General features: G+C 67.6%; 26 protein-coding genes and 1 pseudogene. 11 read left to right on the plus strand and 16 right to left on the minus strand.

The window, feature by feature from the left end:
- From IT540_RS20050 to IT540_RS20075, 6 genes and pseudogenes are all read left to right on the plus strand, one after another.
- Positions 1-159: pseudogene (locus IT540_RS20050) on the plus strand (uL13 family ribosomal protein); the annotation flags it as partial.
- 5 nt (positions 160-164) lie between these two features.
- Positions 165-644, plus strand: a complete 480-nt coding sequence (gene rpsI, locus IT540_RS20055) for a 30S ribosomal protein S9 (protein ID WP_291181646.1) — start codon at positions 165-167, stop codon at positions 642-644.
- 144 nt (positions 645-788) lie between these two features.
- Positions 789-1,499 (plus strand): YjbE family putative metal transport protein, encoded by a 711-nt coding sequence (locus IT540_RS20060; RefSeq protein ID WP_291181647.1) that lies wholly within the window; start codon positions 789-791, stop codon positions 1,497-1,499.
- Positions 1,496-2,446: an N-acetyl-gamma-glutamyl-phosphate reductase gene (argC, locus tag IT540_RS20065; protein ID WP_291181648.1), complete on the plus strand. Its 951-nt coding sequence runs from the start codon at positions 1,496-1,498 to the stop codon at positions 2,444-2,446. The genes IT540_RS20060 and argC overlap by 4 nt, the downstream gene beginning before the upstream one ends.
- A gap of 59 nt (positions 2,447-2,505) precedes the next feature.
- On the plus strand, positions 2,506-3,000 hold the full coding sequence (locus IT540_RS20070) for a GNAT family N-acetyltransferase (protein WP_291181649.1): 495 nt from the start codon (positions 2,506-2,508) through the stop codon (positions 2,998-3,000).
- Positions 3,001-3,076: 76 nt separating this feature from the next.
- On the plus strand, positions 3,077-3,205 hold the full coding sequence (locus IT540_RS20075; protein WP_291181650.1) for a hypothetical protein: 129 nt from the start codon (positions 3,077-3,079) through the stop codon (positions 3,203-3,205).
- Positions 3,206-3,211: 6 nt separating this feature from the next.
- Here IT540_RS20075 and IT540_RS20080 read toward each other — a convergent pair whose 3' ends face one another.
- Positions 3,212-4,270, minus strand: a complete 1,059-nt coding sequence (locus tag IT540_RS20080; RefSeq protein WP_291181651.1) for a COX15/CtaA family protein — start codon at positions 4,268-4,270, stop codon at positions 3,212-3,214.
- A gap of 130 nt (positions 4,271-4,400) precedes the next feature.
- Here IT540_RS20080 and IT540_RS20085 point away from each other — a divergent pair, with 130 nt between their 5' ends.
- Positions 4,401-4,607 (plus strand): DUF2842 domain-containing protein, encoded by a 207-nt coding sequence (locus IT540_RS20085; RefSeq protein WP_291181652.1) that lies wholly within the window; start codon positions 4,401-4,403, stop codon positions 4,605-4,607.
- On the opposite strand, the gene IT540_RS20090 is transcribed toward IT540_RS20085, so the two are convergent.
- Complete coding sequence (locus IT540_RS20090; RefSeq protein ID WP_291181653.1) at positions 4,579-5,709, minus strand: polysaccharide deacetylase family protein; 1,131 nt, start codon at positions 5,707-5,709, stop codon at positions 4,579-4,581. The two genes, IT540_RS20085 and IT540_RS20090, sit on opposite strands and share 29 nt — an antisense overlap.
- 96 nt (positions 5,710-5,805) lie before the next feature.
- Positions 5,806-8,133: an exopolysaccharide transport family protein gene (locus IT540_RS20095; RefSeq protein WP_291181654.1), complete on the minus strand. Its 2,328-nt coding sequence runs from the start codon at positions 8,131-8,133 to the stop codon at positions 5,806-5,808.
- A 152-nt stretch (positions 8,134-8,285) separates the two neighbouring features.
- On the opposite strand from IT540_RS20095, the gene IT540_RS20100 reads away from it, so the two are divergent.
- On the plus strand, positions 8,286-8,963 hold the full coding sequence (locus tag IT540_RS20100) for a polysaccharide biosynthesis/export family protein (protein ID WP_291181655.1): 678 nt from the start codon (positions 8,286-8,288) through the stop codon (positions 8,961-8,963).
- Positions 8,963-10,120 (plus strand): glycosyltransferase family 4 protein, encoded by a 1,158-nt coding sequence (locus IT540_RS20105; protein WP_291181656.1) that lies wholly within the window; start codon positions 8,963-8,965, stop codon positions 10,118-10,120. The genes IT540_RS20100 and IT540_RS20105 overlap by 1 nt, the downstream gene beginning before the upstream one ends.
- 165 nt (positions 10,121-10,285) lie before the next feature.
- Here IT540_RS20105 and IT540_RS20110 read toward each other — a convergent pair whose 3' ends face one another.
- From IT540_RS20110 to IT540_RS20155, 10 genes are all read right to left on the minus strand, one after another.
- Positions 10,286-12,112, minus strand: coding sequence for a cyclic nucleotide-binding and patatin-like phospholipase domain-containing protein (locus tag IT540_RS20110; protein WP_291181657.1), 1,827 nt, complete (start codon positions 12,110-12,112; stop codon positions 10,286-10,288).
- Positions 12,113-12,240: 128 nt separating this feature from the next.
- Entirely contained in the window at positions 12,241-12,366 is a 126-nt protein-coding gene (locus IT540_RS20115; RefSeq protein WP_291181658.1) for a hypothetical protein, read from the minus strand.
- 50 nt (positions 12,367-12,416) lie between these two features.
- On the minus strand, positions 12,417-12,872 hold the full coding sequence (locus tag IT540_RS20120; protein ID WP_291181659.1) for a hypothetical protein: 456 nt from the start codon (positions 12,870-12,872) through the stop codon (positions 12,417-12,419).
- 6 nt (positions 12,873-12,878) lie between these two features.
- Complete coding sequence (locus IT540_RS20125; RefSeq protein ID WP_291181660.1) at positions 12,879-13,202, minus strand: hypothetical protein; 324 nt, start codon at positions 13,200-13,202, stop codon at positions 12,879-12,881.
- A gap of 278 nt (positions 13,203-13,480) precedes the next feature.
- A complete protein-coding gene (locus tag IT540_RS20130; protein ID WP_291181661.1) occupies positions 13,481-14,503 on the minus strand; it encodes an HlyD family efflux transporter periplasmic adaptor subunit in 1,023 nt (340 codons plus the stop codon).
- A 15-nt stretch (positions 14,504-14,518) separates the two neighbouring features.
- Positions 14,519-15,286 (minus strand): ABC transporter ATP-binding protein, encoded by a 768-nt coding sequence (locus IT540_RS20135; RefSeq protein WP_291181662.1) that lies wholly within the window; start codon positions 15,284-15,286, stop codon positions 14,519-14,521.
- A 250-nt stretch (positions 15,287-15,536) separates the two neighbouring features.
- Positions 15,537-16,730, minus strand: a complete 1,194-nt coding sequence (locus IT540_RS20140; RefSeq protein WP_291181663.1) for an ABC transporter permease — start codon at positions 16,728-16,730, stop codon at positions 15,537-15,539.
- Between the two features lie 169 nt (positions 16,731-16,899).
- Entirely contained in the window at positions 16,900-17,412 is a 513-nt protein-coding gene (locus IT540_RS20145; RefSeq protein WP_291181664.1) for a hypothetical protein, read from the minus strand.
- Positions 17,413-17,623: 211 nt separating this feature from the next.
- Entirely contained in the window at positions 17,624-18,235 is a 612-nt protein-coding gene (locus tag IT540_RS20150) for a hypothetical protein (RefSeq protein WP_291181665.1), read from the minus strand.
- A gap of 214 nt (positions 18,236-18,449) precedes the next feature.
- Positions 18,450-19,322, minus strand: coding sequence for an alpha/beta fold hydrolase (locus tag IT540_RS20155; protein WP_291181666.1), 873 nt, complete (start codon positions 19,320-19,322; stop codon positions 18,450-18,452).
- Positions 19,323-19,632: 310 nt separating this feature from the next.
- Between IT540_RS20155 and bfr the strand changes: the two genes are divergently transcribed.
- A complete protein-coding gene (gene bfr / locus IT540_RS20160) occupies positions 19,633-20,124 on the plus strand; it encodes a bacterioferritin (RefSeq protein WP_291181667.1) in 492 nt (163 codons plus the stop codon).
- A 176-nt stretch (positions 20,125-20,300) separates the two neighbouring features.
- Complete coding sequence (locus IT540_RS20165) at positions 20,301-20,720, plus strand: response regulator (protein WP_291181668.1); 420 nt, start codon at positions 20,301-20,303, stop codon at positions 20,718-20,720.
- Here the strand turns inward: IT540_RS20165 and IT540_RS20170 are convergent.
- The 3 genes from IT540_RS20170 to IT540_RS20180 form a co-directional block, all read right to left on the minus strand.
- Positions 20,717-21,595, minus strand: a complete 879-nt coding sequence (locus tag IT540_RS20170) for an S-methyl-5'-thioadenosine phosphorylase (RefSeq protein ID WP_291181669.1) — start codon at positions 21,593-21,595, stop codon at positions 20,717-20,719. The two genes, IT540_RS20165 and IT540_RS20170, sit on opposite strands and share 4 nt — an antisense overlap.
- 114 nt (positions 21,596-21,709) lie before the next feature.
- Positions 21,710-22,567, minus strand: coding sequence for a cytochrome c1 (locus IT540_RS20175; RefSeq protein WP_291181670.1), 858 nt, complete (start codon positions 22,565-22,567; stop codon positions 21,710-21,712).
- Positions 22,568-22,592: 25 nt separating this feature from the next.
- Positions 22,593-23,344: cytochrome b N-terminal domain-containing protein (locus IT540_RS20180; RefSeq protein ID WP_291181671.1), on the minus strand; the 752-nt coding region annotated here is incomplete at its 5' end.

A 23,344-nucleotide genomic window follows, 5' to 3' on the forward strand; every position in this document is an offset into this window, starting at 1 on the left:
ATCGAGCTCGCCGTCGAGCGCATGCTCCGACGCGGTCCGCTGCAGCGCAAGCTGATGCGCAACCTCAAGATCTACAAGGGTGCCGAGCATCCGCACGCGGCGCAGACGCCGACGAAGCTCGACATCGCCGCTCTCAATCGCACGAACGCGAGGGCCTGACAGTCATGGTGCAGGAAACCAAGTCTCTGGACGATCTCGGCGCCCTCAAGGGGGCCACTCCCGCCGATGCGCCGGTTCACGTGCAGAAGCTCGACAGCTTCGGGCGCGCCTATGCCACCGGCAAGCGCAAGGACGCCGTGGCCCGCGTCTGGATCAAGCCCGGCCGGGGCCAGATCACGGTCAACAAGAAAGACTACAAGCAGTATTTCGCGCGGCCCGTGCTGCAGATGCTGCTCCAGCAGCCGCTCGCGGCCGCCAACCGGGCGACGCAGTTCGACATCGTCGTCACGGTCGCCGGCGGCGGGCTTTCGGGCCAGGCCGGCGCCGTCCGCCACGGCATCTCCAAGGCGCTCACCTACTACGAGCCGGAGCTGCGCGGCGTGCTCAAGAAGGGGGGCTTCCTGACCCGCGACAGCCGCACCGTGGAACGCAAGAAGTACGGCCGCGCCAAGGCGCGCCGCAGCTTCCAGTTCTCGAAGCGCTGATCCGGCGCGACCTTTTCGCCAAATACCTACAGCCCGCCCCCTAAGGCGGGCTGTTTTGCTAAGGCGGAGCTTGACGAAGGCGCAACGCCTCACCTAATGGCACGTTTGTTCAGGACGCGGCTTGGCTGGGGATAGAATTAACAGATGCTGCAGTGGATATCCGATCACGCGGTCGAGCTCATCAACATCATCATCATCGATCTGACGCTTGCGGGCGACAACGCCATCGTCGTCGGCATGGCGGCGTCGCGTGTTGCGCCGCAGCTCAGAGCGAAGGTCATCTTCTGGGGCATCGCCGGCGCGGTCATCCTCCGCGTCCTGTTCTCCGGCGTCGCGGTCCAGCTCCTGCAGATCATCGGCCTCACGCTGGCGGGCGGGCTCCTGCTCCTGTTCGTCGCCTGGAAGATGTACCGCCAGCTCGTCGACGGCAGCGAGCATTCCATCGACGAAGTAGAGGCAAACGTCGCCTCGACGGCCCGGCACCCCGGCGAGGTCAGCTTCTGGAGCGCGCTCTGGACCATTATCCTCGCCGACGTGTCGATGTCGCTCGACAACGTGCTCGCCGTGGCCGGCGTCGCCCAGGGTGCGCAGGAGCCGCTGCCGGTGCTCATCATCGGCCTCGGCCTCGCCATCATCCTGATGGCCGTGGCATCGACCTACATCGCACGGCTACTCGCCAAGTATCCGTGGATCGCCTGGATCGGCCTGCTCATCATCCTGTGGGTGGCGCTCGACATGATCTACACCGACAGCCACAAGATCACCTGCGCCACCTATAACATCGGGTGCTCGGAGACGCTGTGGCAGGCCGTGCTGCACCGGCTCGGCCTTGGGCCAAGCGGTCCCGGCGGATGAGCACCAAGCCGCCAGCCTCGGGAGCGCGCGTCTTCATCGACGGGGAAGCCGGCACGACCGGTCTCGAGATCCGCGAGCGGCTCGCCGCCGAGCCTGCCGTTGAGGTGGCCAGTATTGCCACTGACGCCCGCAAGGACCCTGACGCACGCCGCGCGCTGATGGGCGAGGTTGATCTCGTCGTGCTGTGCCTGCCCGACGCGGCTGCAATCGACGCGGTGGGGCTCGCGGACTCGCTCGGCAATCGCGCGCCGCGCATTGTCGACGCCTCGACGGCACATCGCGTTGCCGAGGGCTGGGTGTACGGGTTCCCGGAGCTGGACAGCGCGCAGGCGGACGCCATCCGCGCGGCCAAGCGCGTGGCCAACCCGGGGTGCTATCCGACCGGCGGCATCGCGCTCATCCGGCCGCTTGTGGATGCGGGCCTCGTGCCCTCCGACCACCCGACCACCGTCAACGCCGTCTCGGGCTACTCGGGCGGCGGCAAGGCGATGATCGAGTCCTACGAGGTCGCGCATACCGCGCCGGCGTTCGAGCTCTACGGGCTCGGCCTTTCCCACAAGCACCTGCCGGAGCTCGAGCGCTACAGCGGCCTCAAGCAGCGGCCGATCTTCGTGCCCTCGGTCGGAAACTTCCGCCAGGGCATGCTGGTCAGCGTGCCCTTGCACCTCGACACGCTGCCAGGCTCTCCTTCGGCCGGTGACCTGCAGCAGGCGCTCGAAGCGCACTATCGGGGTGCGGCGCTGGTGCGCGTCGTCCCGGCGGCGGAGACCGCGAAGCTCAACGGGCGGCTCGACGCGCTGGCGCTCAACGGCACCGACAAGCTCGAGCTCTACGTGTTCGCCAACGACGCCTCACGCCAGGCGGTTCTGGTCGCACGGCTCGACAATCTCGGCAAAGGCGCGGCCGGCGCGGCCGTGCAGAACATCAAGCTCATGCTTGGACTCTAGCCGACCGCTGTCTTTCCCTTTGCGTCAACCCTCAGAGAGCAACCAAACTGAAGGGCGATGTGAGGCTCAAGCCGATCAGGACAGCTCGGATTGACGAGGCCCCCTCGCTGACGCGGCTCAGCGTGGACGCCGCGAAATCACTGCCACGATACGACGACGCGCTGCTCGAACGGCACGCGCCGGCTCTCGAAATCGACTTGCCGCTCCTTTCATCGGGGCTGACCTATGTTGCCGAGGCAGAGGATGGCTCGCTGCTTGGAGTCATGGCGCTCGCTCCCACCACTCTTGCGGGCTTCGTCCTGCTTGAGCGCCTGTTCGTCGATCCGCGCTTCCATCGCATAGGCATCGGCACGGAACTCTTCTCGTACGCGGTTGACCGTGCAAACCGTCTCCGCCGCAGCGTCATGGTCATCTACGCGCACCCCGCGGCCGCAGGGTTCTATACGCGTCTCGGCGCCATAGAGATCGGAGTGCATCCGTTTCACCTGTCTCCCGAAATCAAAATGCCCATCCTGGTGCGCTCGATCCCATCATCTGAGACTTCGCCGGGCTGATGGTCCTGTCACCTGCGGAACTGCGCGGGCTGGACGGTCGGCGCAGGCTTCGGCACACGCCGCAGGAGGTCTCGCCATGGCCCTGATCGCTCTCATCATTCTCGTCGGAGGCGCCTTCGCCATCGCGGCGTATGCGTCCGGGCGGCACTTCGGCCAGCCGCGCGACAAGACCAAGCGGAAAAAGGATTCCGATCCGGACGCGTGAGCGTGGTCAGGCCCTGCGCGAGACCACGTGGAGATGGCGGACGGCGAGCACGAGCAGGATCGCCGCGCACCTCTGATGGGCGATCCCGAGCCCTAGCGGCACGGCCTCGAGCAGCGTCCAAATGCCGAGTGCGGCCTGCCCGATGACACCCGCAAGCAGCAGCGCCGCCGAGATCCGCACCTCGCGCCCCGCGGGCGCGGCGAACCGGCGCCAGGCCTCGACCGCCGCCAGGACGACGACGGCGTAGGCGACGAGCCGATGGTTGAACTGCGCCATCACCGGGTTCTCGAACGGGTTGTGGTACCAGGGCTCGATGGCCAGCAGGTCGTCAGGGATCAGCGCGCCGTTCATGGACGGCCACGTGTTGTAGACAAGCCCGCCCTTGAGGCTGGCGACGAAGGCGCCGATCACCACCTGGAGAAAGATCGCGGCGACGATCAGGAGCGGCAGGGTCTGCAACCCGCCGCGCGCACGCTCGCTTTCCGGCTGCGCCAGCTCGAACGCCAGCCAGACGACCAGCGCCAGGATGACGAAGGCGACGGTCAGATGCAGCGCGAGGCGGTACTGACTGACGTCCACGCGGTCGACGAGGCCGGACTTCACCATGTACCAGCCGATGACGCCCTGCAGGCCGCCGAGCGCCAGCACGCCCGCGAGCTTCAGCGGATAGCCGGGCCGCAGCCCGCCCATGTACCAGAACACCGCCAGCGGCAGCGCGAAGGCGAGGCCGATGATGCGGCCCAGGAAGCGATGACCCCACTCCCACCAGTAGATGGCCTTGAACGCCTCGAGCGACATGCCCTTGTTGACCAGGTGGTACTCGGGGATCTCCTTGTACTTGGCGAAGGCTTCCTGCCAGTGCTCGTCGGTGAGCGGCGGGATGGCGCCCAGGATCGGCTGCCATTCGGTGATCGAGAGGCCGGAATCGGTGAGGCGCGTCGCGCCGCCGACGGTAATCATCGCGAGCACGAGACCGGCAATGGCGTAGAGCCAGAGGCGCACGGCGCGGTCCCATGGGGTGCGCGTCGCCTCCGCCTCGCCGTTGATGGTGCCAATTGCCGCCATGCTTTTCCTTCCCGGGTCTGCCCCAGGTGTGATAGGGCCAAGCCGCGCGCCGATCAATGCGATCATCGGGCGCTGGACCGCGGGCGATCCTGCCTTAAGATCAGGGAACTCTAGGGATTTTCAGAGATTCATGACGCTACGCACGCGCAAGCTCGTCGGCGCCGTCGCGCTCATCGTCTTCCTCGCCGTCTATGCGCTTGCGGCCATGATGGCGGCCATCATGCTGCAGGTGAACGGCAGCACGATCGCCGAGCTCGTCTACTATCCGGTGGCGGGGCTGTTGTGGGTGCTGCCCGCCATGTGGCTCGTCAGATGGATGCTGCGCCCGGACGCGTAGCCGCGGCGCCGGAGGCCACCGCCTTTTCCGGACCGCGGGCACCGCGGAGTCCGCGCACGCGGGCCAGCGACGCCTTCACAGTATCGAGCGCCAGGGACGGCACGCCGGTCATCATGGCGCGCACATAGCGCGCCTCCTGGTAGTCGCCGTTGAGCGATATGCGCGGAAGCCCCGTCAACGCGTTCCGCGCGCGCAGCACGTCCTTCTGCGTGGTGACCGCTGTCGCAAGGCCGAGCGAGCGGGCGATGGCGAAATCGCGCGGGCCGGCGCTCCCGGCATCTCCGTAGGGGAAGCTGAAATGACGGCAGGGGCGGCCCAGCTCCCGCTCGATGCGCGCGACGCTTTCCGCGATCTCGGCCCTCGCCTCGTCCTCGGAGAGCTGCGCCACGGCAAAGTGGCGGCGCGTGTGGGCGCCGATGGTGACGAGCGGATCGGCGGCGAGTGCCCTCAGCTCGTCCCAGTCCATGATCAGGTCGCGACAGAGCCTGCTCGGATCGTAGCCGGCGGCATCGGCGATCTTGCGCACGGTCGCGCGCAGCTCGATCTCCGGCCCGGCGCGCAAGGTCCAGTAAATGGCGTCGAACGCGGCGTCCTTCTGCTCGGTTGTGCGCGTCTCGAAGCGGCGCTCGACGCCGCCGAGCACGACGCGGAGCTGGTCCGCCTTGCGGATCGCCTGCTCGAGCACGAACCACCACAGGTCTCCTTCGCCGTCGGCGTAGACGGTCGGGACATAGATCGCGAACGGAAGGCCGTGCCGCTTGAAGACCGGATAGGCGTAGTCGCGGTTGTCGCGGTAACCGTCGTCGAAGGTGAAACAGGCGAAAGGCGCGGGCGCTGCCACGCTCATGCGCCGCGCGGCCTCGTCCAGCGAGACGATGTCGTAGCCGGCGCCGCGGACGCTCTCGATCGCCGTTTCCAGGAACTCCGGCGTCACCTTCAGAATGCGGTTGGGTGCGAACGGCTCGGGCGGCTCGGGGCGGACGTTGTGCAGCGTGAAAATCACGCCCTTGCCGCGCGCAAGCGGCGCCAGAAGCGCTCCCAGCCCCGAATAGTGGAGCGCGGAGAGCGCAGTCCTCGTCAGCGCGATGGTGCTGCGGCGCATAGTCGGATCAGCCTCGCGGCGCTTGCCTGGGGCCAGCTAAGCGGCTCTTCCTTCAAATCCTGTTAACCCGGCGCCGCCCCTTTTCCCTAGGGAGGGTCAGCCGGCGCGGGCGAGCCTCTGGCGGCCGCGGGCCTGGCCCTCGGACGAATCCAGCGCAAAGAGCGCGATGCCGTCCACCTCGAAGCCGAGGAAGGATCCGGCGCCCTCCGCGCGTACGCGGGCCTTCTGCGTCGCGCCGGTAACGATCGTGACGCCGCAGTCGAAGCGTCCCTGAATGGCCTCGAACAAGCGCCGCGCAGGCTCGGTGCGCGCGACGACCACGATGTGCTCGTAGACATCGTCCAACGCGTCGAGCAGGAAGTTGATGCTGTCGGCATCGAGCGGCTCGTCGGCGTCGTCGAGCCCGCGGCCGCAGGGAATGAGGTGGACCTCGCTGTCCCTCAGCGACCGCACCACGTCCTCGAAGCGCGCGCGCCCGTCGACCAGCTCGTTGAAGCCCGGCCACGCCGGCTGGCCCAGCGGCTCTGCGACGCCTGAGCCGTTGAGGCTGTAGTCCACCATGATGACCGTCAGGCCCCGGTCGGCCAGGCGGCGGCAGACGTCGGCTGCCTCGCGCGCGAGCGAGAAGACGTCCGCGGAGCCCGTGATCAGCGTGCGCGTGCCGGAGAGGCCGCCCTTGCGGAGTTGCTCGATGCGGTCGGCCATGGCGTCGTGCGTGGCGATCCCAGCGACTGCGGACAGGGGCGCCTCGACCGGGGACGGCGCGGCCGGACCGACAGGCGCCTGCATGGCCGCGACCTGGGGCTCCTCAATCTGCGCCGGGGGCTTCACCTGCTCCGCCTCTACCGGCTCGACGCGCTGCGGCAACACCGCCGACGGTACCGGAGGCGAAGGCGGAGCCTGTGGCGCTTGCGGCTTCGGCTGCACGCTCGCCGGGACCGACAGCACGGGCGGCGTGCGCTCCTGCCGCCGACGCTCGTTGCGGCGCTCGGCACGGCCGGTGCGAGCGCTCGCAATGCGGGCACCGCCAAGCAGCCCACGCGTGATCACGAGCGCGAGCCCGATCATCATCGTCGCTACGGCAACGAGCAGCGCGCTCGCGGTCCGCCTCGGGAACACCGGAACGGTCGAAGGCCGTGCGCTGGAGACGATCTGCGCCTCGACGGGGATCGCGCGGCTGTCGTCGGAGCGCACGCGGTTGGCCTCGTACTGGGCGCGCAGGCGGTCGAGCTCGGCGCGCTTCGACTTGGCGTCGGCCTCGAGGCTCCTGAGCTTGGCCTCCTCGGGACCCGCCGAGACGATGCGGGTCTTGATGTCAGCGACGCTTTTCTGGATCGCATCCTCGCGCAGCGCCGCGACCTTGGCCTCCTTATCGAGGCCGTCCACGATCTTGGCGACCTCGGCGGCGATCTGGCCCTTGAGGCCCTTGAGGTCGGCGGTGAGCTGGCGCATGCGCGGGTGGCCGGGCAGTAGCGTGGCCGACAGCTCGGAGATCTGGCGCTCGACGCGCACGCGGCTCTGCACGAGGCTCTGGATGAGTGGCGACTTCTGCACGTCAGCCAGTGTCTCGGCGCTGCCCAACTCCTGCATCTCGCGCGCCTGCTTGGCACGGGCCTCGGCCTCGCTGCGCGCGGCCTTGACCTTCGACAGCTCGGCGTTGAGCTCGGCGAGCTGCTGCTCGTTGAGCCCCGTCGCCTGCTGGCCGCCCCCCTTAAAGATGTTGGCCTCGCCACGGAACGTCTCGACCGCGGCTTCGGCAGCGGCCGCCTCCTCGGCAAGCCGCTCGATCTTGGGCGCGAGCGCCTTCTGCACCTCGTCGGTCTCGATCAGGCTCTGATGGGCCAGGTTCACGCGGTAGTTCTCGGCGATGCGGTTCGCGACGGCCGCGGCCAGCTCGGGGTCCATGGAGGTGAAGCGCACGCCGATGAAGCGGCTCTCCTTGGGCGAATAGACCTCGAGGCGCTTGAAATAGGCGTCGAGCGCGCGGTCCTGGTCGGTCTCCGAGGCGCGGGGGGCGCCGATGCCGACCAGACGCAGCAGCGCGGACCACTTGTCGGGTGCGCCACGCGCGCTGTTGAACTCCGGCCGCTCCCAGAGCTTCATCTCGCGCACGATCTCCTCGCCGAGATCCATCGACATAAGCGCGCGCACGTGCGTGTTGACGGCCTCCTTGTCCATGCGCACGCCGACGTTGTCGGAGGCGCCGGAGCGGGACGGGTCCGCGAACGGATTGGTGGTGCTCTTCGATTCGATCGCGAGTTGCGTCTCCGACACGTATTGGGGCGCGAACAGGCCGAGCAGGCCGTAGGTCGCCGCGGCGAGGACGGCCGCGATGAGCGCCAGCCTCGGAAGGCTTCTCACCGCCCCCTGCCAGAGCGCGCGCAAATCGATATCGTCCGGGCGGTGGTATGTGGTTGCAGCCATTTCTCTTTCGTCCCGCGAATCCGTTATCCCCGGATACACGGTGCCGCGTTAGAATTTCCTTAAGCTTCCCGAAATCAGGCACTTCCTTAGATTTTCTTAACCGTGCCTCCGCCACACTGGCCGCTGCCCGATTTTCCAACAGCGGTCGAACCATGCGCGCCGGCTTCAAAGCATTGATCCGTCTTGTCTCGTGCGCCGGCGCGCTCGGGCTGGCCGGCTGCTCGCACGACCCAGACACGGTGATCTCGGGGGCGCTCCACAACATGGGCCGGCAGGCCGAGACCGTGGTCTATGCGGACGGCCCCCCGGCCGGGCAGGTCACCTGGGAGGCGCCCATCGTTCATGCGGCCGGCTATGCGCCCGATGCAGGCGGCCCCTACCTGCTCGATACCGGCGACAAGCTGCGCGTCTTCGTCTACGGCCAACCCAACCTTTCGCGCGCCTACACCGTCGATCATGACGGCATGATCACCGTGCCGCTGATCAACGAGGTGCGCGCCCGCGGGCGCACGACGCGGGAGGTGGAGGACGTCATCCGCCACCGACTCGGCGCCGAGTTCGTGCGCGACCCCCAGGTGACGGTCGATATCCTGCAGAACCGGCCGTTCTTCATCTACGGCGAAGTGCGCAACGGCGGCCAGTATCCGTTCGTCTCCGGCATGACAGTCGAGACCGCCATCGCCATCGCGGGCGGCTACACGGACCGGGCCAGCACGCGCAGCTACCGCGTCACGCGCCGCAACGGCGGGTTCATGGACCAGATCGAGGCTCCGGCCGACTTCGCCGTGCTGCCCGGCGACGTGGTCTACGTCAACGAGCGCTTCTTCTGATGGGCTCCGCGAGCGATGCCAGCGCCGATGCGCCGCCGCTGCGCATCCTTCACGTCATGCGCGCGCCCGTCGGGGGGCTCTTCCGGCACGTGCTGGATCTCGCGGGTGAGCAGGCGCGGCGCGGCCACTTCGTGGGTATTGTGGCCGACAGCACGGCGGCGGACGCGCTCACGGTGCGGCGCCTGTCGGACATCGCGCCGAAGCTTCGGATCGGCCTCTCACTGATCCCCATGCGCCGGCAGCCGGGCCTCGGCGATCTCGGGGCGCTGCGCCGTATCGTGAAGATCGCGCGCGCGGCGGCGCCCGACGTGCTGCACGGGCACGGCGCCAAGGGCGGTGCCTATGCGCGACTCGGCAAGACGTGGCTCGCCTTGCGCGGCGTGCAGGTCAAGGCGTTCTACACGCCGCACGGCGGCAGCCTGCACTACAAGCCCGGCACCGTGGCCGGAACCGTGTTCCAGGCCGTCGAGCGGATTCTCGGTCGGATGAGCGACGGGATCATCTTCGAATCCGACTTCGCCCGGAAGGCGTACGCGCAGCTTGCGGGCGACGGCGGGCCACCGCAGCGCGTCATTGCGAACGGGCTTCGGCCGGAGGACTTCGTCCTGCAGCCGGCTAAGGACGACGCCGCCGACTTCCTGTTCGTCGGCGAGCTGCGCCAGCTCAAGGGCGTCGACGTGCTGCTCGCAGCGCTGACGCGCGTTGCGGCCGAGCGGCCTATCCGCGCCGTCATCGTCGGTGCCGGACCCGACGGCGAGACCTTCAAGACGGAGGCGAACCGGCTCGGCCTCGATGCCCAGGTGACGTTCCCGGGCGCCATGCCCGCGCACGAGGCGTTCCCACTCGGACGCGCTCTGGTTGTGCCGTCACGCGCCGAGAGCTTCCCGTACGTCGTGCTCGAGGCCGGCGCGGCGGGCAAGCCGCTGATCGCGACGGACGTGGGCGGCATTCCCGAGATCGTCGCCGGCACGCGGACGACGCTGATCCCTGCTGGATCAGTGGACGATCTTGTCCGCGCCATGCAGGAGGTGCTTGCGGATCCGGAGGGCGCGCGTACGCAGGCGCGGGAGCTGCGCGATGTGGTCGCGCGCAAGTTCACAGTGGCCGCGATGACCGACGCGGTGCTCGACTTCTATCGGACACCCGTGTCGCGTTGACGCTGCCGTAGTGGGTAGGCCCCTAGGTCCCGGCTCTGCGCTCGGCTGCGCCTCGCTTGGCCGGGAGGACAGAATGCTAGTTACGCTGACCCCGAGTGCCATCCCGGCCGGAGCGGCGAAGCCGCGGAGAGCCGGGACCCAGGGCAGCGCGGCGCGCGGCTTCCTTTATCGCCGTGCCAGGGCATCGGCCAGCCAGGCGGGTGGCTCGGCCTTGGCGCGTGCCGCCAGCTCCTCGTGCGTCCAGCGGTAGGCTGCGTGGAACAGCTCGCGGTGGCGGTGCCAGTCGAGGAAGCCCATGCCCTGTGGGATCGGCGGCTGGAGCGAAACGTCGTCGGCGTGGATCTCGCGCAGGAAATCGCGGCGGTTGGCCATCAGCGCCCGCATGAGCACGCTGACGAGGCCCGGCGCGTCGGGGAGGCGGTCGCGGCGCAGCGGGTTGAGGGCGAGGCGGATCAGCGCGGCGCGCGACGGCAGCGCCTCGTAATCGACGTGGTAGCGGTCGAGCGTCGGTGGCTTGAAGCTCACGATCACGTTGGGGCCGGCCTTGAGGTCGCCCATGGTCTTGACCGGCACGTTGTCGAGCAGGCAGCCGTCGACCAGCATATCGCCGTCGGCCGTGTAGACGGGCGGCAGCAGCACGGGGATCGAGGCCGAGGCGCGGATCGCGCGCCAGAGCGGGCCGGTGCGGTGGCAGGCGACGCAGAAACGCGACAGGTTGGTCGAGACGGCGAAGAAGGGCAGCCAAAGGTCCTCAATGTCGGTATTGCCGAAGAGCCGCTTCAGCTCGGAATCGAACACTGTGTGGTCGAGCAACGCGTAGCGGGGCAGCGTGTAGCGGCGCAGCGCGCGGTTGGTGACGAACATCTCTGCAAGCTTGATGTCGATGTCGTCGGGCCGGCCGTCGAGCAGGAAGGCCGCCGCGAGAGCCGCTCCCGCCGACGTGCCGCCCATGATGTCGAAGACGAGGCCTGCCTCCGAGAGCGCCTTGAAGACGCCGGTGTGCGCGGCGGCGAGCGCCCCGCCGCCGGCCGCCACGAAGCCCAAGGCACGGCCCTCGATGAAACGCATGAGGCGGTCGACATCGGCGGGGCCGTCGAGCGCCACGTGATGGTGCATGGCGACTTGGCGGGGGCCGAGCCAACGCGCCGTGCCCTGCACTTTGCCGCGGTGCGGGTGCAGCAGCACGAGGCGCGTCGCGTCGGGCGCCACGAAGCGTGCGGCGAGGCGCTCAACGGCATTCGGCTCGGCATCATCCGCGTGGCTCGCGACGGCGAGCACGAGATCGGCGTGGCGGATCGCTTTCTCGGTCCACGGCGTCGCGTCATCGTCGGCGACCAGCAGCACATGATCGTGGGCCGCCTCGAGCGCGTTGAGCCGTGCGGTCGCGTCCGCGCCGTCGAGCCCGTCGTTCACGCCGAGGACATCAGGCGCCGTCTCGCTCGTCAGCAGCGCCGAGCGCGCGCTACGGTCCAGCGCCTCGCCGAGCATGGCGACGAAGGCGGCGCTCATGCGGGCGCTGCCGGCCGGGATCACGCAGATGGTGCGCGGACGGGGATGCGGCTCGACTGCCGCGGCGGTGCGCGAGGTGGTCGCCGCCAGGCGGCGGGCGAGCGTGGCCGTGAGCGTGCCCCAGATGCCCGGATGGGCGGTGACGAGGGCGTCGAACTCCGCGCGCGACAAGGCGAGCACCAGGCTGTCGCGCATGGCGGTGACGGTGGCCGTCCTGGTCCCGCCCGTCAGGAAGGCGATCTCGCCCGCGGGCTGTCCGGGGCCGATCTCGGTCACCGGGGCGTGACGGCCTTCCAGCGTGACGGCGAAGCGGCCGGAGACGACGACATAGAGCGCCTCGGCCGCGTCGCCCTGGCGCATCAGAACGTCGCCGCGCCGCAGCGTCCGCAGGGCGAGCCGCGCCGCAAGCGCACGGCGCTCGGTCTCGGACAGGCCCGAGAACAGGTCCACGTCGGGGATCTCGTGCACGGGACTTTCGTGCACTCGGATCTCCCGCATTGGACCGTCGGCAGGTGCGTCGGCAGGTTTCATGCGCGCCCGACCAGCGTTTCACTCCCGGCGGCCAGTATAAGGCCGCGGGCGACGAACCGTACGGGCGTTCGCGAGGGCCGTTAATCGCGCGGGGGAACCAGGCTGTCCGCGCGGCCTGCGAGCTGCGAAAGACCGGCAATCAGCAGGCCCAGGGCGGGAAGGAAGACTGCGAGGAAGAACGCCACGAGGGCGATGACGAGCGGCATGCCCTGAATGTAGGACGGTGCCGCGCGCGTTGCATCGGCTTTACGCCGATTTAAGCCGCGGCGGTTTGTCCGTCGAAGCCGTCGGCGGTGGCGGCCAGGGCCTCGCTCATGGCGCGGGCCATCTTCACCGGATTGAAGCCCCATTTGGCGTTGAGGCGCATGTTGGCTGCCGCCTCGAGCGCGATGACGAGGGCCATCTGGCCGTGGCGGGCGATCAGGTCGCTCACATGGCGCGTCTGGCAGGCGGCCAGGAAGCTACGGAACCGCAGCAGGACGGCTACCTTGCGCACGCGGGCACGGGGCGAGATCTGCCAGAAATCCTGCTCGACGCGCCGTAGATCCTCGTCGGAAAGGGTCACGACAGGGAGCAGCAGGCCGTTGCCGGCGGAGAGAATCTTGAGGGCAAGCGCCAGCTCGCGGGCGCCGACGCGCGGCACGTCGCTGGTGTCGACCGGGCTTTCGGGCGCATTCTCGATCACGGCAGGCGATTTCATGGCTTGCGGCATGGCGGTTCAGCTCCGCTTCGTGGCCGGGTTCGCGTGGGCGAAGACGCTCCAGGGCGACCCATGCAACAGAATGATGTCTTTCGGACTACGCGATTCGACGAGGAAATCCACGTCAAGACCGACCAAGCGGCCATTCGGGTTGCGGATATCCGTCCTCGAGAAGCGATATTTGCGTCCATCGGTGGCGCTGATGACGCCGAAACCGATGCTCTCGTGGAACTTCGTGATTTGACCTTGCATGACACGCTCCATCTCGATCGCGACCGCCTCGGCGGTGCTTGGCAGATCCATGCCAGAGATGGACAGCGCGTGCTGTTCCGGCCGATACATTCCCAATCTTTTCAAGCCTGTCAACCAACTTCGTTGCATTGCAGCATAAAAAAGGGCCGCCATTGCAGGCGGCCCACACATTTGGTCGCAGGGCGCGGCGTCCGTTCAGCCCACGCGCTTTTCCAAGTGGCCCCTGGACGGCCGCCTCGGGGGCGGCCATGAGGGGGAGAGGTCGGGCTCAAGCTGACCCCCGCTAAGGCTCGTCTTGAACCGCCAGCCCGGCCAGGGCGATGGGCCTGCGGCCGCGGGAGGGCGGGGATGCGGGCGACCGCGGCACGTCAGTTACGAAAAAAGGCGTCTACCCGCATGCCGGGCTTCAACGCCGCGGCATCCCCTGTCAGCTCGATGGTCACCTCCATCACCTCCACGTCGGTCGGACGCAGGGGGCCGCGCGGGCCGATCTTGGCCGAGCCGAGGGTCGGCGCGATGCTCGTCACCTTGCCCTCGAACTTCTCGTCGCCGCGGCTGATGCTCTTCACGTAGGCGGTCTGGTTGAGCTTGATCTTGTCCACGTCGCCCTCGTCGACCTCCGCCTTCACGCGCACGACGGTCATGTCACCCATGACGACCAGCGGCAGATCGGCCGACGGCGCTACGACCTCGCCCGCCTTGGCGTTGACCTCGAGGATGGTGCCGGCGGACGGCGCGCGAATGCGGGTCTTGTCGAGCAGCGCTTCCGCCATGCGCACCTCGGCGCGGGCGGCGGAGACGGCGGATTCGGCGCGGCTCGGCGCCGGCAGGTTGGCCTTGGACTGGGCCTTGACGTAGGCGATGCGCTCGCGCTCGAGGCGGTCGTTGGCGTCCTTGAGCCGACGGCGCGCGTCGCTCACGGCGGCGTCGCTGCCGGTGCCGCTGCGCTTGGCCGCGATCGCGTAGTCGAGCTCGATGCGTGCGCCCGTCACGGCGCGCTCGGCGGAATAGATGGCGTCCTCCGCCTTGCGGACGTCCTCGCGGCCGGAGGCGAACGCCTTCTCGCGATCCTCGCGCAGCGCTTCGGCCTCGGTCTCGGCGGAGGCCAGCTTGGCGCGCGCCTCGGCGTCGTCGAGGCGCAAGAGAAGCTCGCCCTCCTCGACCTTGTCGTCGACGCTGACCAGCATCTCCTCGACACGGCCGAGGTAGGTGGCGCCGAGGCGGATCTCGCCCGACTTGGGCTCGACGCGTCCGGGGGCAGCAACGACGTAGTCCTTGGTCTCGAGGGCAATCGGCTCCTCGTAGGACGTGTCCTTGTACTTGTCGTAGGCGAGGTAGCCGCCGGCGCCGGCGAGTCCCAGGAGCAGGATGAGGTTGATGGGCTTCAGCATGGCACGTGATCTTCCTTAGGCTGCAACGTTCTTTTTGCTGGAATGGTCGCCGGGGCCGCCCTTGTTGGGCGAGCGGTCGTCGCCGACGATGCGTCCGTCCTCGATGGTGATGATGCGGTCGGCGTAGTGGAGCGTGCGGTGGTCGTGCGTGACCGCCATGACGGCCCGCGTCGGATCCTTGGCGACCTCCTTCAGGAGCTCCATCACGGCCTTGCCGTTCTCGCTGTCGAGCGCGGCCGTTGGCTCGTCGGCCAGCACCACGGACGGGCGGCCGGCGAGCGAGCGAGCAATGGCGACGCGCTGCTTCTCGCCGCCCGAGAGCTTCGAAGGATAAGTGTGCATGCGATGACCGAGTCCGACGGACTTCAGCGCCTCGGCGGCGGTCTCCATGGGGTCGGCGGAGCGGGCGTCGCGCACGTCGAGCGCGACCAGCACGTTCTCGAGCGCGGTCAGGGTCGGGACCAGGTTGTAGCTCTGGAACACGAAGCCGATGTGGAGGCGGCGAATCTCGGCGAGATCCTCCGACGCAAGGCCGACAGCCTGGTGGCCCGCGAGGTGCAGCTCGCCGCTGGTGGCGGTCAGGATGCAGCCGAGGATCGAGAGCAACGTCGTCTTGCCGCTGCCGGAAGGACCCATCAGCAGCGTCAGCTCGCCGGGGCGCAGATCCATGCTCACACCCTTCAGGATGTGCAGCTCTCCGGCACCGGTATTGATCGACTTCACGATGTTGCGCGCCTCGAGCAGGGGCTGCGACCCGTTCGATGCTCTTCCAGCCTTGGACATTTCAGCGAAGTCTCCCGAATGCGAAACGCAGAAATTCAATGCAACAAGCTTGGCACCAGCCGACGCTTCAGTCTGTTACGCTCGACACAGGACGTGCAGGCAAAGCGATGAAAAACCGGAAATCGCTCTTACAACGGAACTTTCTCGGGGTGAAGACGCGGTCCCCTTCGCTCCCCTTCACGGACGAGATCCGGAAAGCATCTCGCCTCCCGGATCCCATTCCCTTGGCACGCTTGCCGGCGACCGCTCCTTATCTGTTGAAGACGCCTGCAGGATCGATGCGCGTGACCTTCCGGATCGCCGTGATGGCGGCGAAGATGCACATGCCGACCGTCAGCGCGAACAGATAGGCGGCAATCTTCGGCGTCATGACGATGGTCAATGTCGGCACGCGCACCGACAGCCGGTAGATGGCCAGCATGGCGAGCAACATGCCGGCGGCGTAGCCCAGCACCGCGCTCAGCATCGCCTGGATCAGGATGACGGCGTGGATGTAGCTCGCGGACGCACCGAGCGCGCGTAAGGTCGCGAACTCGTTCAAGTGATCCTTGGTGCTCGCGTAGAGCGTCTGCGCGACGATGACGACGCCGACGATGGCGCCGAGCACCATGCCGGTGATGAGCGCAAGGCCGGCGCCGGTGGAGAACATCCAGTAGTTGATCGAGCGGCGAGTGAACTCGTCGTGGGTCAGCACCTCGACGCCCTGCATGCGGTCCTGCAGCGACTTGCGAACCGTCTCGACATCCGTGCCCGGCTGAAGCGTCACCAGCACATACGTCGACTGCGCGGCACTCGCGCCTACGAACTTGCGCGCGGTGTTGATCGGCGTGAACACGTAGGGCAGCGTCGTAAACGAACGGATGCCTTTGGTGACCGCCGTGACCTTGATGCGCTGGTTGTTGATCTCGGCATAGCTGCCGCGGCCCTCGATGCCGAGGTCCTTGAAGTACGACCTGTCAACGGCCACGGCGTTGGGCGCGGCCAGGTCCTCGACCGTGCCCTCGTCGATGCTCCAGGGGCGCGTGCCGCCGTTGGCCCAGTCGAGACCGACGAGGATGAACGATTTGCGGCCGCCTTCAGGCTTGCGCCAGGAGGCGAAGCTCACGATCATGTCCTCGGCCTTCTGCACGCCCGGCGTCGAAAGCGCGGCGTACTTCTCGTGCCCGATCAAGAGCGAAGGGTCGTCGAAGCTCTTGGTGCCGAAGGGGACGATCCAGAGATCGGCGGGCGCCTTGTCGAGCACGGTTGCGATCTTGTTCTCGCTGCCCTTATAGAGCCCGACCTCGATCGCCACCAGGACCACGGAGAAGACGATGCCGACCAGCGTCACGATCAGGCTCATGCGATCGTGAAACAGGTTCCGGTAGGCGATCTTGGGCGCCATCTTGATGACTTTGCCCGGTGCGGGTGCCGAGGCCGCACCGCCAAAGATCTTCTTCATCATGTCCGACTCCAATCAGGCAACGGGAGAGTTGTGCTCTGAACTTGTTGCCGCGTCCAGCGCCACAGCAAATCGAAACGCGGTTTTATTCCATCGTGTGAGGACCGTGCCCGAGTGCACGTGATTCGGCACGATCCTGTCATGGTTCGGGCCAGCGCGGCGCGACGGCCCGTCATTCGTCGCAGCCGACGGAAACCGTCATGCCGACGGAAGGGATGAACCTCCTGCAGGTGTCGGCGTCGTCGGTCGTGGCAGTCAGATCGGGCTCGGAAGGTGCCTCAGCCTTGACCTCGGGTATCTCGCTCTCGGGCGCTGCGGCAGCGTCCGGCTCCTGAGGCGGAATCGACCCCTGGATCAGGGCCGAGCTGCCCGTCGCGCGCGGGGCTTCCTCGGCAGCGGGCTCGGTCTGCGTGGCCTCGCGCGCGGCTTTCGGCGGCGAGGGCGGCTCGACTTTGGCGATTCGCGGCGCGGCCTTCGCGGGCTTGCGCGCGGCCTGCTGGACGGGCGCCTTGTGCTTGCGCGCCGGCTTGCTGTAGGCACCGCCTCCGCCATGGGCCGGCGTGGCGACGAAAGTGCCGAGCGGGCCGCCGAAGCCCAGCCGGACGCCGCCGCCGGCCTGAGCCGCGGATGCGAGGGCGGCGGTGGCAGCGAAGGCGGAAGCGAGCGCGATGAGCGTCCTGTTCATGGCGTGGTCTCCGGAGCGTTGCTCTCGTGTGGTGCCGGCGTCGAATGTCCCGGCGTCAAACTCGCCCCGACAATGCACGCGGCCACGGCACCGCGCTGTTACGGGTGAGACAAAGACCTCTTTTCCCGAAGGCTCCGGTCTTCTGCGGTCGACAAAAAAGAAGCCGGCCACGAGGGCCGGCTTCGACTTTCGATCATTCGCGTTGCGAGGCTCAGGGGCAGTCGACATCCACGGCGACACCGAGCGCGGGGACAAAGCGCTTGCAGGTCTGCTCTTCCTCCTCGTCGGTCGCGGAGGGGGTCTCGGCGGGCGCGCTGTCGGCGACGGCAACGCTTGCCGTATCGACCGGCGTGCTGCCGTTGGCCGCATTGGCCTGGTCCACATCCACCTGGGTGAGCGCGGCCGTGCTCGAGGGCGCAGCGACGTAGGTGCTGGGGCCGGACTTGGTCGTCTTCTCGGCGACCTCATCCTCCTGCTCCACATCCGCGGCGGCGGCGGCCTTGGCCTTCTGGGCGGCGGCGAGCTGCTGCTGGCGCTTGGCCGCGGCGGCCTGAGCCTGGGCACGTGCCTGAGCCTTGGCTTTGGCCTGAGCCTGGGCCTTGGCGCGGGCCTGAGCCTGAGCTTGTGCCCGGGCGCGGGCCATCTTGGCCTGCTTGGCCTGCTGTGCCTGGTGCGCCATGGCGCCGACGGCGAGGACGCCGAGGCCGACGCCGAGGGCGAGGCCGCGTCCACCGGCCTCTGCGGCGGGGGTGATTGCCAGGCTGGCGGCTACTGTGGCCGCGATAACGGTGATGCTGAGCTTCTTGGCCATGTTTCTCTCCATCTGAACGCGCCGGGAGCGATCAGCGCTCCGTTGAAGCCAAAGTGCCGGATCGGGGACCCTGGCGCTGTTCCGGCCGGAACACGGCCTCATGTTTGTCGGGTTGCGCTCAAAAAAGTTTTCCGGATGGAGCCTAGCCGGAGGTTGTGAGCGCCGGACGGTCGCATCCGCTCGACGCCTCTATGATTCTGATTTTTATACTCTTTCTTTTTCCGGCTCAGGCGGCGGCTGCCTGTCCGCCGATGACGTGAAGTTGCGGCGCCGGCCGGGTGCGGATGCTCTCCGCGATGGAGCCTGCGATGCGGGACACGAACGCGGCTGTCCGGTCCAGCACCACGTGGCGCTGCCGATCGACGGTGACCATGTGATAGCTGTCCTCCAGCACCACGAGGTCGACCGGGCCGGCCAGCTCGCGCTGCAGGTAGGCCGCGTTGTCGAGGCCGGCATAGTCGTCCTCGCGGGCGTGCAGGATGAGGACCGGCTGGGTGATGGCGCCGAGATCCTTCATCACCTCCTTCGCCAGGCGCCGGCGCTCCAGCACCGCGCCGCCGGGGGTGGCCGACGGAACGCTCTTGGCGCCGCCGGCGGCCATGGCGCCCTGGATGAAGTCGCGGATGCGGCGATCCTTGATGCCGACGTGCATCGGCACCGGAAAGCGGAACAGATTGGCCAGGCGCTTACTGTCGATCAGGCGGAACAGCGGCAGATACCAGGGGATCTGGCGGCCGCTAAGCCACAGCGTCGGCGAGTAGAGCGCAACCGCGTGCACCTTGTCGGGGTGACGGGCCGCAAGCATCAGGCTCAGCACTGCGCCGGTCGAAAGGCCGCCGACGATGACCGTGTCGCAGGTCGCGGAAAGCTCCTCGAGCCCCTTCTCGGCGCTCGCATACCAATCCTGCCAGGTGGTGGCCATGAGGTCGGCCTCGCTGCCGCCATGGCCGGCAAGCTGCGGGCACAGCACGGTGTAGCCGCTGCGCATCAGGCCATTGGCAACAAAGCGGATTTCGCTCGGCGAGCCGCACAGTCCATGGATCAGGAGCACGCCCACGCGACCGCTCTTCCCTTCAGGCTTCCCGTCACTCGACTGCATCTCGGACCCCTATGAATTCCCGGCTTCCATGGACGGGACGCTAGCGGGGCGAGGTCGCGACCGCTGTTCCAGGGGGCACACGGAAAACAGGGGATGCCGCCATTGGTGACGGGTGCTTGAAAGTTTTCGCGACTACGTGGAAGCGCTACGCTCGCGCGGCGCATCCGACATGGGCGCATCCAACAAAAGCCGTTGACCTCGCTCAGCGCCGGGACTAGAACAGCTTAGAACTTTTCTAATCTAGGTATCGGCGGCTGCGGCGGCTCCACGAGCGGTTTTCCGCTCGCAGGCCGTGGCAGAGGGAGGGCTTATGAAGGGTAAACGCGAGGTCATCGACATTCTGAACGAGGCGCTGAAGCTCGAGCTTGGCGCCGTCAACCAGTACTGGCTCCACTACCGGATGCTCGAGAACTGGGGATTCACCAAGCTCGCCAAGAAGGAGCGGGCCGAATCCATCGAGGAGATGCACCACGCCGACAAGCTCGTCACCCGCATCATCTTCCTCGAGGGCCTGCCCAACCTCCAGCACGTGGCCCCGCTCATGATCGGAGAGCATCTCAAAGAGGTGCTCGAGTGCGACCTCAAGGGCGAGCTCATCGCGCACGAAACCTATATCCGCGGCCGCGATATCTGCCGGGCGGCGAAGGACTATGTGACCATGGAGCTGTTCGAGGAGCTCATCGAGGACGAAGAAGGGCATATCGACTTCATCGAGACCCAGCTCGACCTCATCGCCAAGATCGGCATCGAGAACTACGGGCTCTTGCAGTCGGATCCGGCCAACGAGGTCGAGGGGCATTGAACTCTGCGGCGGCCGGGACACTCCTCGGCCAGGCCTTCCCTCCACGCACGCACGGTTGCTGATGGAGCCCCGGCGCCACCTGTGGTTTCGGAGCCTCGCTCGTGCGGTTGTTGGCCCGATCTACCGAGGGGCGGAACCCCAGGCACCTGCCCGACGTTGGCGAGCAGGTGAAAACAATGACACTTTCGAAACTTAGCATACGCCCGCCAGATCGTCCGCCAGCCGTCGTGCTGATCGTCGAAGACGACCCGATCCTGCGCTTCACGCTCGCCATGGAGCTCGGCCAGGCCGGTTTCGGCGTGCGCGAGGCGCGCAGCGCGGACGAGGCCGAGACGGTCCTCGGCACGGGCGCTCCGATCGACGTGATCGTAACCGACATCGAGATGCCCGGCTCGCGGGACGGCCTTGCGCTGGCGAAGTTCGTGCGCGCCTTCCATCCGCATATCGGCGTGATCGTGGTCTCGGGGACCATGCCGAAGGACGGCATCGTCGGAGTGGCGGACGCCTACTTCGGCAAACCCTATGACGTGAGCCGGCTCATTCTGCGTATCCGGTCGCTCATCGCGCCACAGCGGCGGACGGCACGCCGTCGCTAGCTCTTGCCAAGGACGCGGCCGGCGACGGCATCGAGCTTGCGCACCAGCGAGGCGTCGCGCGCATCGGGCGCGGTGATGAGCGCCACGTCGAGCGCGCGATCGGAGCCGATCGGGCAGGCGGGGTGCTCGCGCGGGAACTCGCGCGCAAGGCACCCGACGAGACGCTGCGCCTTCTCCGTGTTGTCCTTCATGATGGCGATGATCGAGGCGACGTCGACGTCGGCATGGTCGTCATGCCAGCAATCGTAATCCGTCACCATGGCGACGGTCGCGTAGCAGATCTCCGCCTCGCGCGCGAGCTTGGCCTCCGGCATGTTGGTCATGCCGATTACGTCCATGCCCCAGCTCCGGTAGAGGTTGCTCTCGGCGCGCGTCGAGAACTGCGGTCCCTCCATGACGAGGTACGTCCCGCCGCGCGTGTAGGTGATCCCCTCGCCCTGCGCCGCCCTCTCCAGCGCATCGACGAGCAGCGGGCTCACGGGGTCGGCGACCGAGACGTGCGCCACGAGACCGGGGCCGAAGAAGCTCTTTTCGCGGGCGAAGGTCCGGTCCACGAACTGATCGACGAGCACGAAATGGCCCGGCGCCAAATCCTCGCGCAGCGATCCGCAGGCGGAGACCGACACCAGATCGGTGACGCCTGCGCGCTTCAGTGCGTCGATGTTGGCGCGGAAGTTGATCGCCGACGGCGGCACGGGATGGCCGCGGCCGTGGCGTGGCAGGAAGCGGACGGGAAGCCCCGCGATCTCGGCGAACAGGATCTCGTCCGACGGCGCGCCCCACGGGGTCATCACTTTCTCCCAGCGTGGGTTCTCCAGGCCGGGCAGGTTATAGAAGCCGCTGCCGCCGATGATGCCGAGTATGGATCTGGTCATTCCGTTCCCCTTCGCTCAGACCGCGCGGATCAGAGCACAGGCGCCATGAAAAAGAAAAGGCCCCGCAAAGGGCCTTTGTCTGTCACCTCTCCGTCGTCATCTTCGTTTCGCCGATCAATGCGGAATCTTCGACCACAGCTTACGCTTGGCGGCATAGAGCAGGCCCGTCGTGACGAGCAGATAGAGGATGACGAGCCAGCCCGTGCGCTTGCGCGTGTTGAGCGAGGGATCGGCGGTCCAGGCCAGGAATGCCGAGATGTCCCTCGCGTTCTCCTCGAGCGAGCCGGTCTCGTCCTGATACTTGATGAAGTTGTCCCTGGCGAGCGGAGGGACCATCGCGATCTGATGCCCTGGGAATGCGGCGTTGTAGTACATTCCCTCCGCGAGCTTCACGTCGGCGGGCGGCTCGCCGTAGCCGATCAGGAGCGCGTAAAGATAGTCGGCGCCGCCCTCCTGGTAGCTGGTGGCGATGTCGCGCAGCATCGAGAACGGATGCGCCCACCAGGAGCCCGTGTACTCGACGTTGCGGGCCTTGGCGATCAGCGAGAGGTCCGGCGGCAGGGCGCCGTTCTGCGCGGCGCGGGCCTCGTTGTCGTTCTTGAAGGGGCCCAGGATCGGATCGAACGCCTTGGGCTCGCGCTCGAACATCTTGCCCTCGTCGTTCGGGCCGTCGACGATCTTGTTCGGCCACTCGTTGGCAAGGGCCTTCACCGCTTCCTCGGGAAACTCGGGGCCGCCCGGCTCGAAGAGGTTGCGGAAGCGCACGCGCTTCAGGCCGTGGCAGGCCGAGCAGACGTCCTTGTAGATCTGGAAGCCGCGCTGGAGCTGGGCGGGGTCGTACTGGCCGGTGAAGCCTCCGAAGCTCCAGGTCTGGCGCTCGATGTGGATGTGGCCCCCCTCTGCGGCGCGGGCCGTTACGGCCCCGGCGGCGCAAGCAAGGAGCGCAAGGGCGGCAAGACACCCGTTCTTCATGGCTCGCATCATCGGATCCCCCCGCTCAGCGCGTCTCTGGAGCTGCCGCCGCGCCCTGCGGCGCCGTTCCGCCGCCGCTCGGCAGGACGGATTCGGAAATGGATCTCGGCAGCGGCTTCGGCGTCTCGATGAGACCGAGGATGGGCATCACGAGCAGGAAATGGGCGAAGTAGTAGACCGTGAACACGCGCGCCCAAGTCACGTAGGTGCCCTCGGCCGGCTTGGCGCCGAGGTAGCCGAGCGCAAGGCACGAGATCACGAGCAGCCAGAAGAACCACTTGTAGAGCGGGCGGTACTTGGCCGAGCGCACGCGGCTCGTATCCAGCCACGGCACGAAGACCAGCACGACGATGGCCGCGAACATGGCAATGACGCCACCGAGCTTCGAGGGAATCGCGCGCAGGATGGCGTAGAACGGCAGGAAATACCATTCCGGCACGATGTGCGGGGGCGTCACCAGAGGATTGGCCTCGATGTAGTTGTCCGCGTGGCCGAGGTAGTCCGGCAGGAAGAACACGAACCATGCGAACAGGACAAGAAACGCGAACAGGCCCACGGCATCCTTGGCCACCGCGTAGGGGTACATCGGCACGGCGTCGGCCTTGGTCTTGATGTCGAGGCCGGTCGGGTTGTTCTGGCCGGTGACGTGCAGCGCCCAGATGTGCAGGATGACGAGCCCCGCGAGCACGAACGGCAGCAGGTAGTGCAGCGAGAAGAAGCGGTTCAGCGTCGTGCCGGTGACCGCATAGCCGCCCCACAGCCACTCGACGACGGCGG

Source organism: Hyphomicrobium sp., assembly GCF_020852195.1.
GTDB lineage: Bacteria > Pseudomonadota > Alphaproteobacteria > Rhizobiales > Hyphomicrobiaceae > Hyphomicrobium_C.

What these genes read in the sequence shown, in the direction of transcription:
- rpsI (WP_291181646.1), top strand. Translation starts at nt 165, where the DNA reads ATGGTGCAGGAAACCAAGTCTCTGGACGATCTCGGCGCCCTCAAGGGG.
- IT540_RS20060 (WP_291181647.1), top strand. Translation starts at nt 789, where the DNA reads ATGCTGCAGTGGATATCCGATCACGCGGTCGAGCTCATCAACATCATC.
- argC (WP_291181648.1), top strand. Translation starts at nt 1,496, where the DNA reads ATGAGCACCAAGCCGCCAGCCTCGGGAGCGCGCGTCTTCATCGACGGG.
- IT540_RS20075 (WP_291181650.1), top strand. Translation starts at nt 3,077, where the DNA reads ATGGCCCTGATCGCTCTCATCATTCTCGTCGGAGGCGCCTTCGCCATC.
- IT540_RS20080 (WP_291181651.1), bottom strand. Translation starts at nt 4,270, where the DNA reads ATGGCGGCAATTGGCACCATCAACGGCGAGGCGGAGGCGACGCGCACC.
- IT540_RS20085 (WP_291181652.1), top strand. Translation starts at nt 4,401, where the DNA reads ATGACGCTACGCACGCGCAAGCTCGTCGGCGCCGTCGCGCTCATCGTC.
- IT540_RS20090 (WP_291181653.1), bottom strand. Translation starts at nt 5,709, where the DNA reads ATGCGCCGCAGCACCATCGCGCTGACGAGGACTGCGCTCTCCGCGCTC.
- IT540_RS20095 (WP_291181654.1), bottom strand. Translation starts at nt 8,133, where the DNA reads ATGGCTGCAACCACATACCACCGCCCGGACGATATCGATTTGCGCGCG.
- IT540_RS20100 (WP_291181655.1), top strand. Translation starts at nt 8,286, where the DNA reads ATGCGCGCCGGCTTCAAAGCATTGATCCGTCTTGTCTCGTGCGCCGGC.
- IT540_RS20105 (WP_291181656.1), top strand. Translation starts at nt 8,963, where the DNA reads ATGGGCTCCGCGAGCGATGCCAGCGCCGATGCGCCGCCGCTGCGCATC.
- IT540_RS20115 (WP_291181658.1), bottom strand. Translation starts at nt 12,366, where the DNA reads ATGCCGCTCGTCATCGCCCTCGTGGCGTTCTTCCTCGCAGTCTTCCTT.
- IT540_RS20120 (WP_291181659.1), bottom strand. Translation starts at nt 12,872, where the DNA reads ATGCCGCAAGCCATGAAATCGCCTGCCGTGATCGAGAATGCGCCCGAA.
- IT540_RS20125 (WP_291181660.1), bottom strand. Translation starts at nt 13,202, where the DNA reads ATGTATCGGCCGGAACAGCACGCGCTGTCCATCTCTGGCATGGATCTG.
- IT540_RS20130 (WP_291181661.1), bottom strand. Translation starts at nt 14,503, where the DNA reads ATGCTGAAGCCCATCAACCTCATCCTGCTCCTGGGACTCGCCGGCGCC.
- IT540_RS20135 (WP_291181662.1), bottom strand. Translation starts at nt 15,286, where the DNA reads ATGTCCAAGGCTGGAAGAGCATCGAACGGGTCGCAGCCCCTGCTCGAG.
- IT540_RS20140 (WP_291181663.1), bottom strand. Translation starts at nt 16,730, where the DNA reads ATGATGAAGAAGATCTTTGGCGGTGCGGCCTCGGCACCCGCACCGGGC.
- IT540_RS20145 (WP_291181664.1), bottom strand. Translation starts at nt 17,412, where the DNA reads ATGAACAGGACGCTCATCGCGCTCGCTTCCGCCTTCGCTGCCACCGCC.
- IT540_RS20150 (WP_291181665.1), bottom strand. Translation starts at nt 18,235, where the DNA reads ATGGAGAGAAACATGGCCAAGAAGCTCAGCATCACCGTTATCGCGGCC.
- IT540_RS20155 (WP_291181666.1), bottom strand. Translation starts at nt 19,322, where the DNA reads ATGCAGTCGAGTGACGGGAAGCCTGAAGGGAAGAGCGGTCGCGTGGGC.
- bfr (WP_291181667.1), top strand. Translation starts at nt 19,633, where the DNA reads ATGAAGGGTAAACGCGAGGTCATCGACATTCTGAACGAGGCGCTGAAG.
- IT540_RS20165 (WP_291181668.1), top strand. Translation starts at nt 20,301, where the DNA reads ATGACACTTTCGAAACTTAGCATACGCCCGCCAGATCGTCCGCCAGCC.
- IT540_RS20170 (WP_291181669.1), bottom strand. Translation starts at nt 21,595, where the DNA reads ATGACCAGATCCATACTCGGCATCATCGGCGGCAGCGGCTTCTATAAC.
- IT540_RS20175 (WP_291181670.1), bottom strand. Translation starts at nt 22,567, where the DNA reads ATGAAGAACGGGTGTCTTGCCGCCCTTGCGCTCCTTGCTTGCGCCGCC.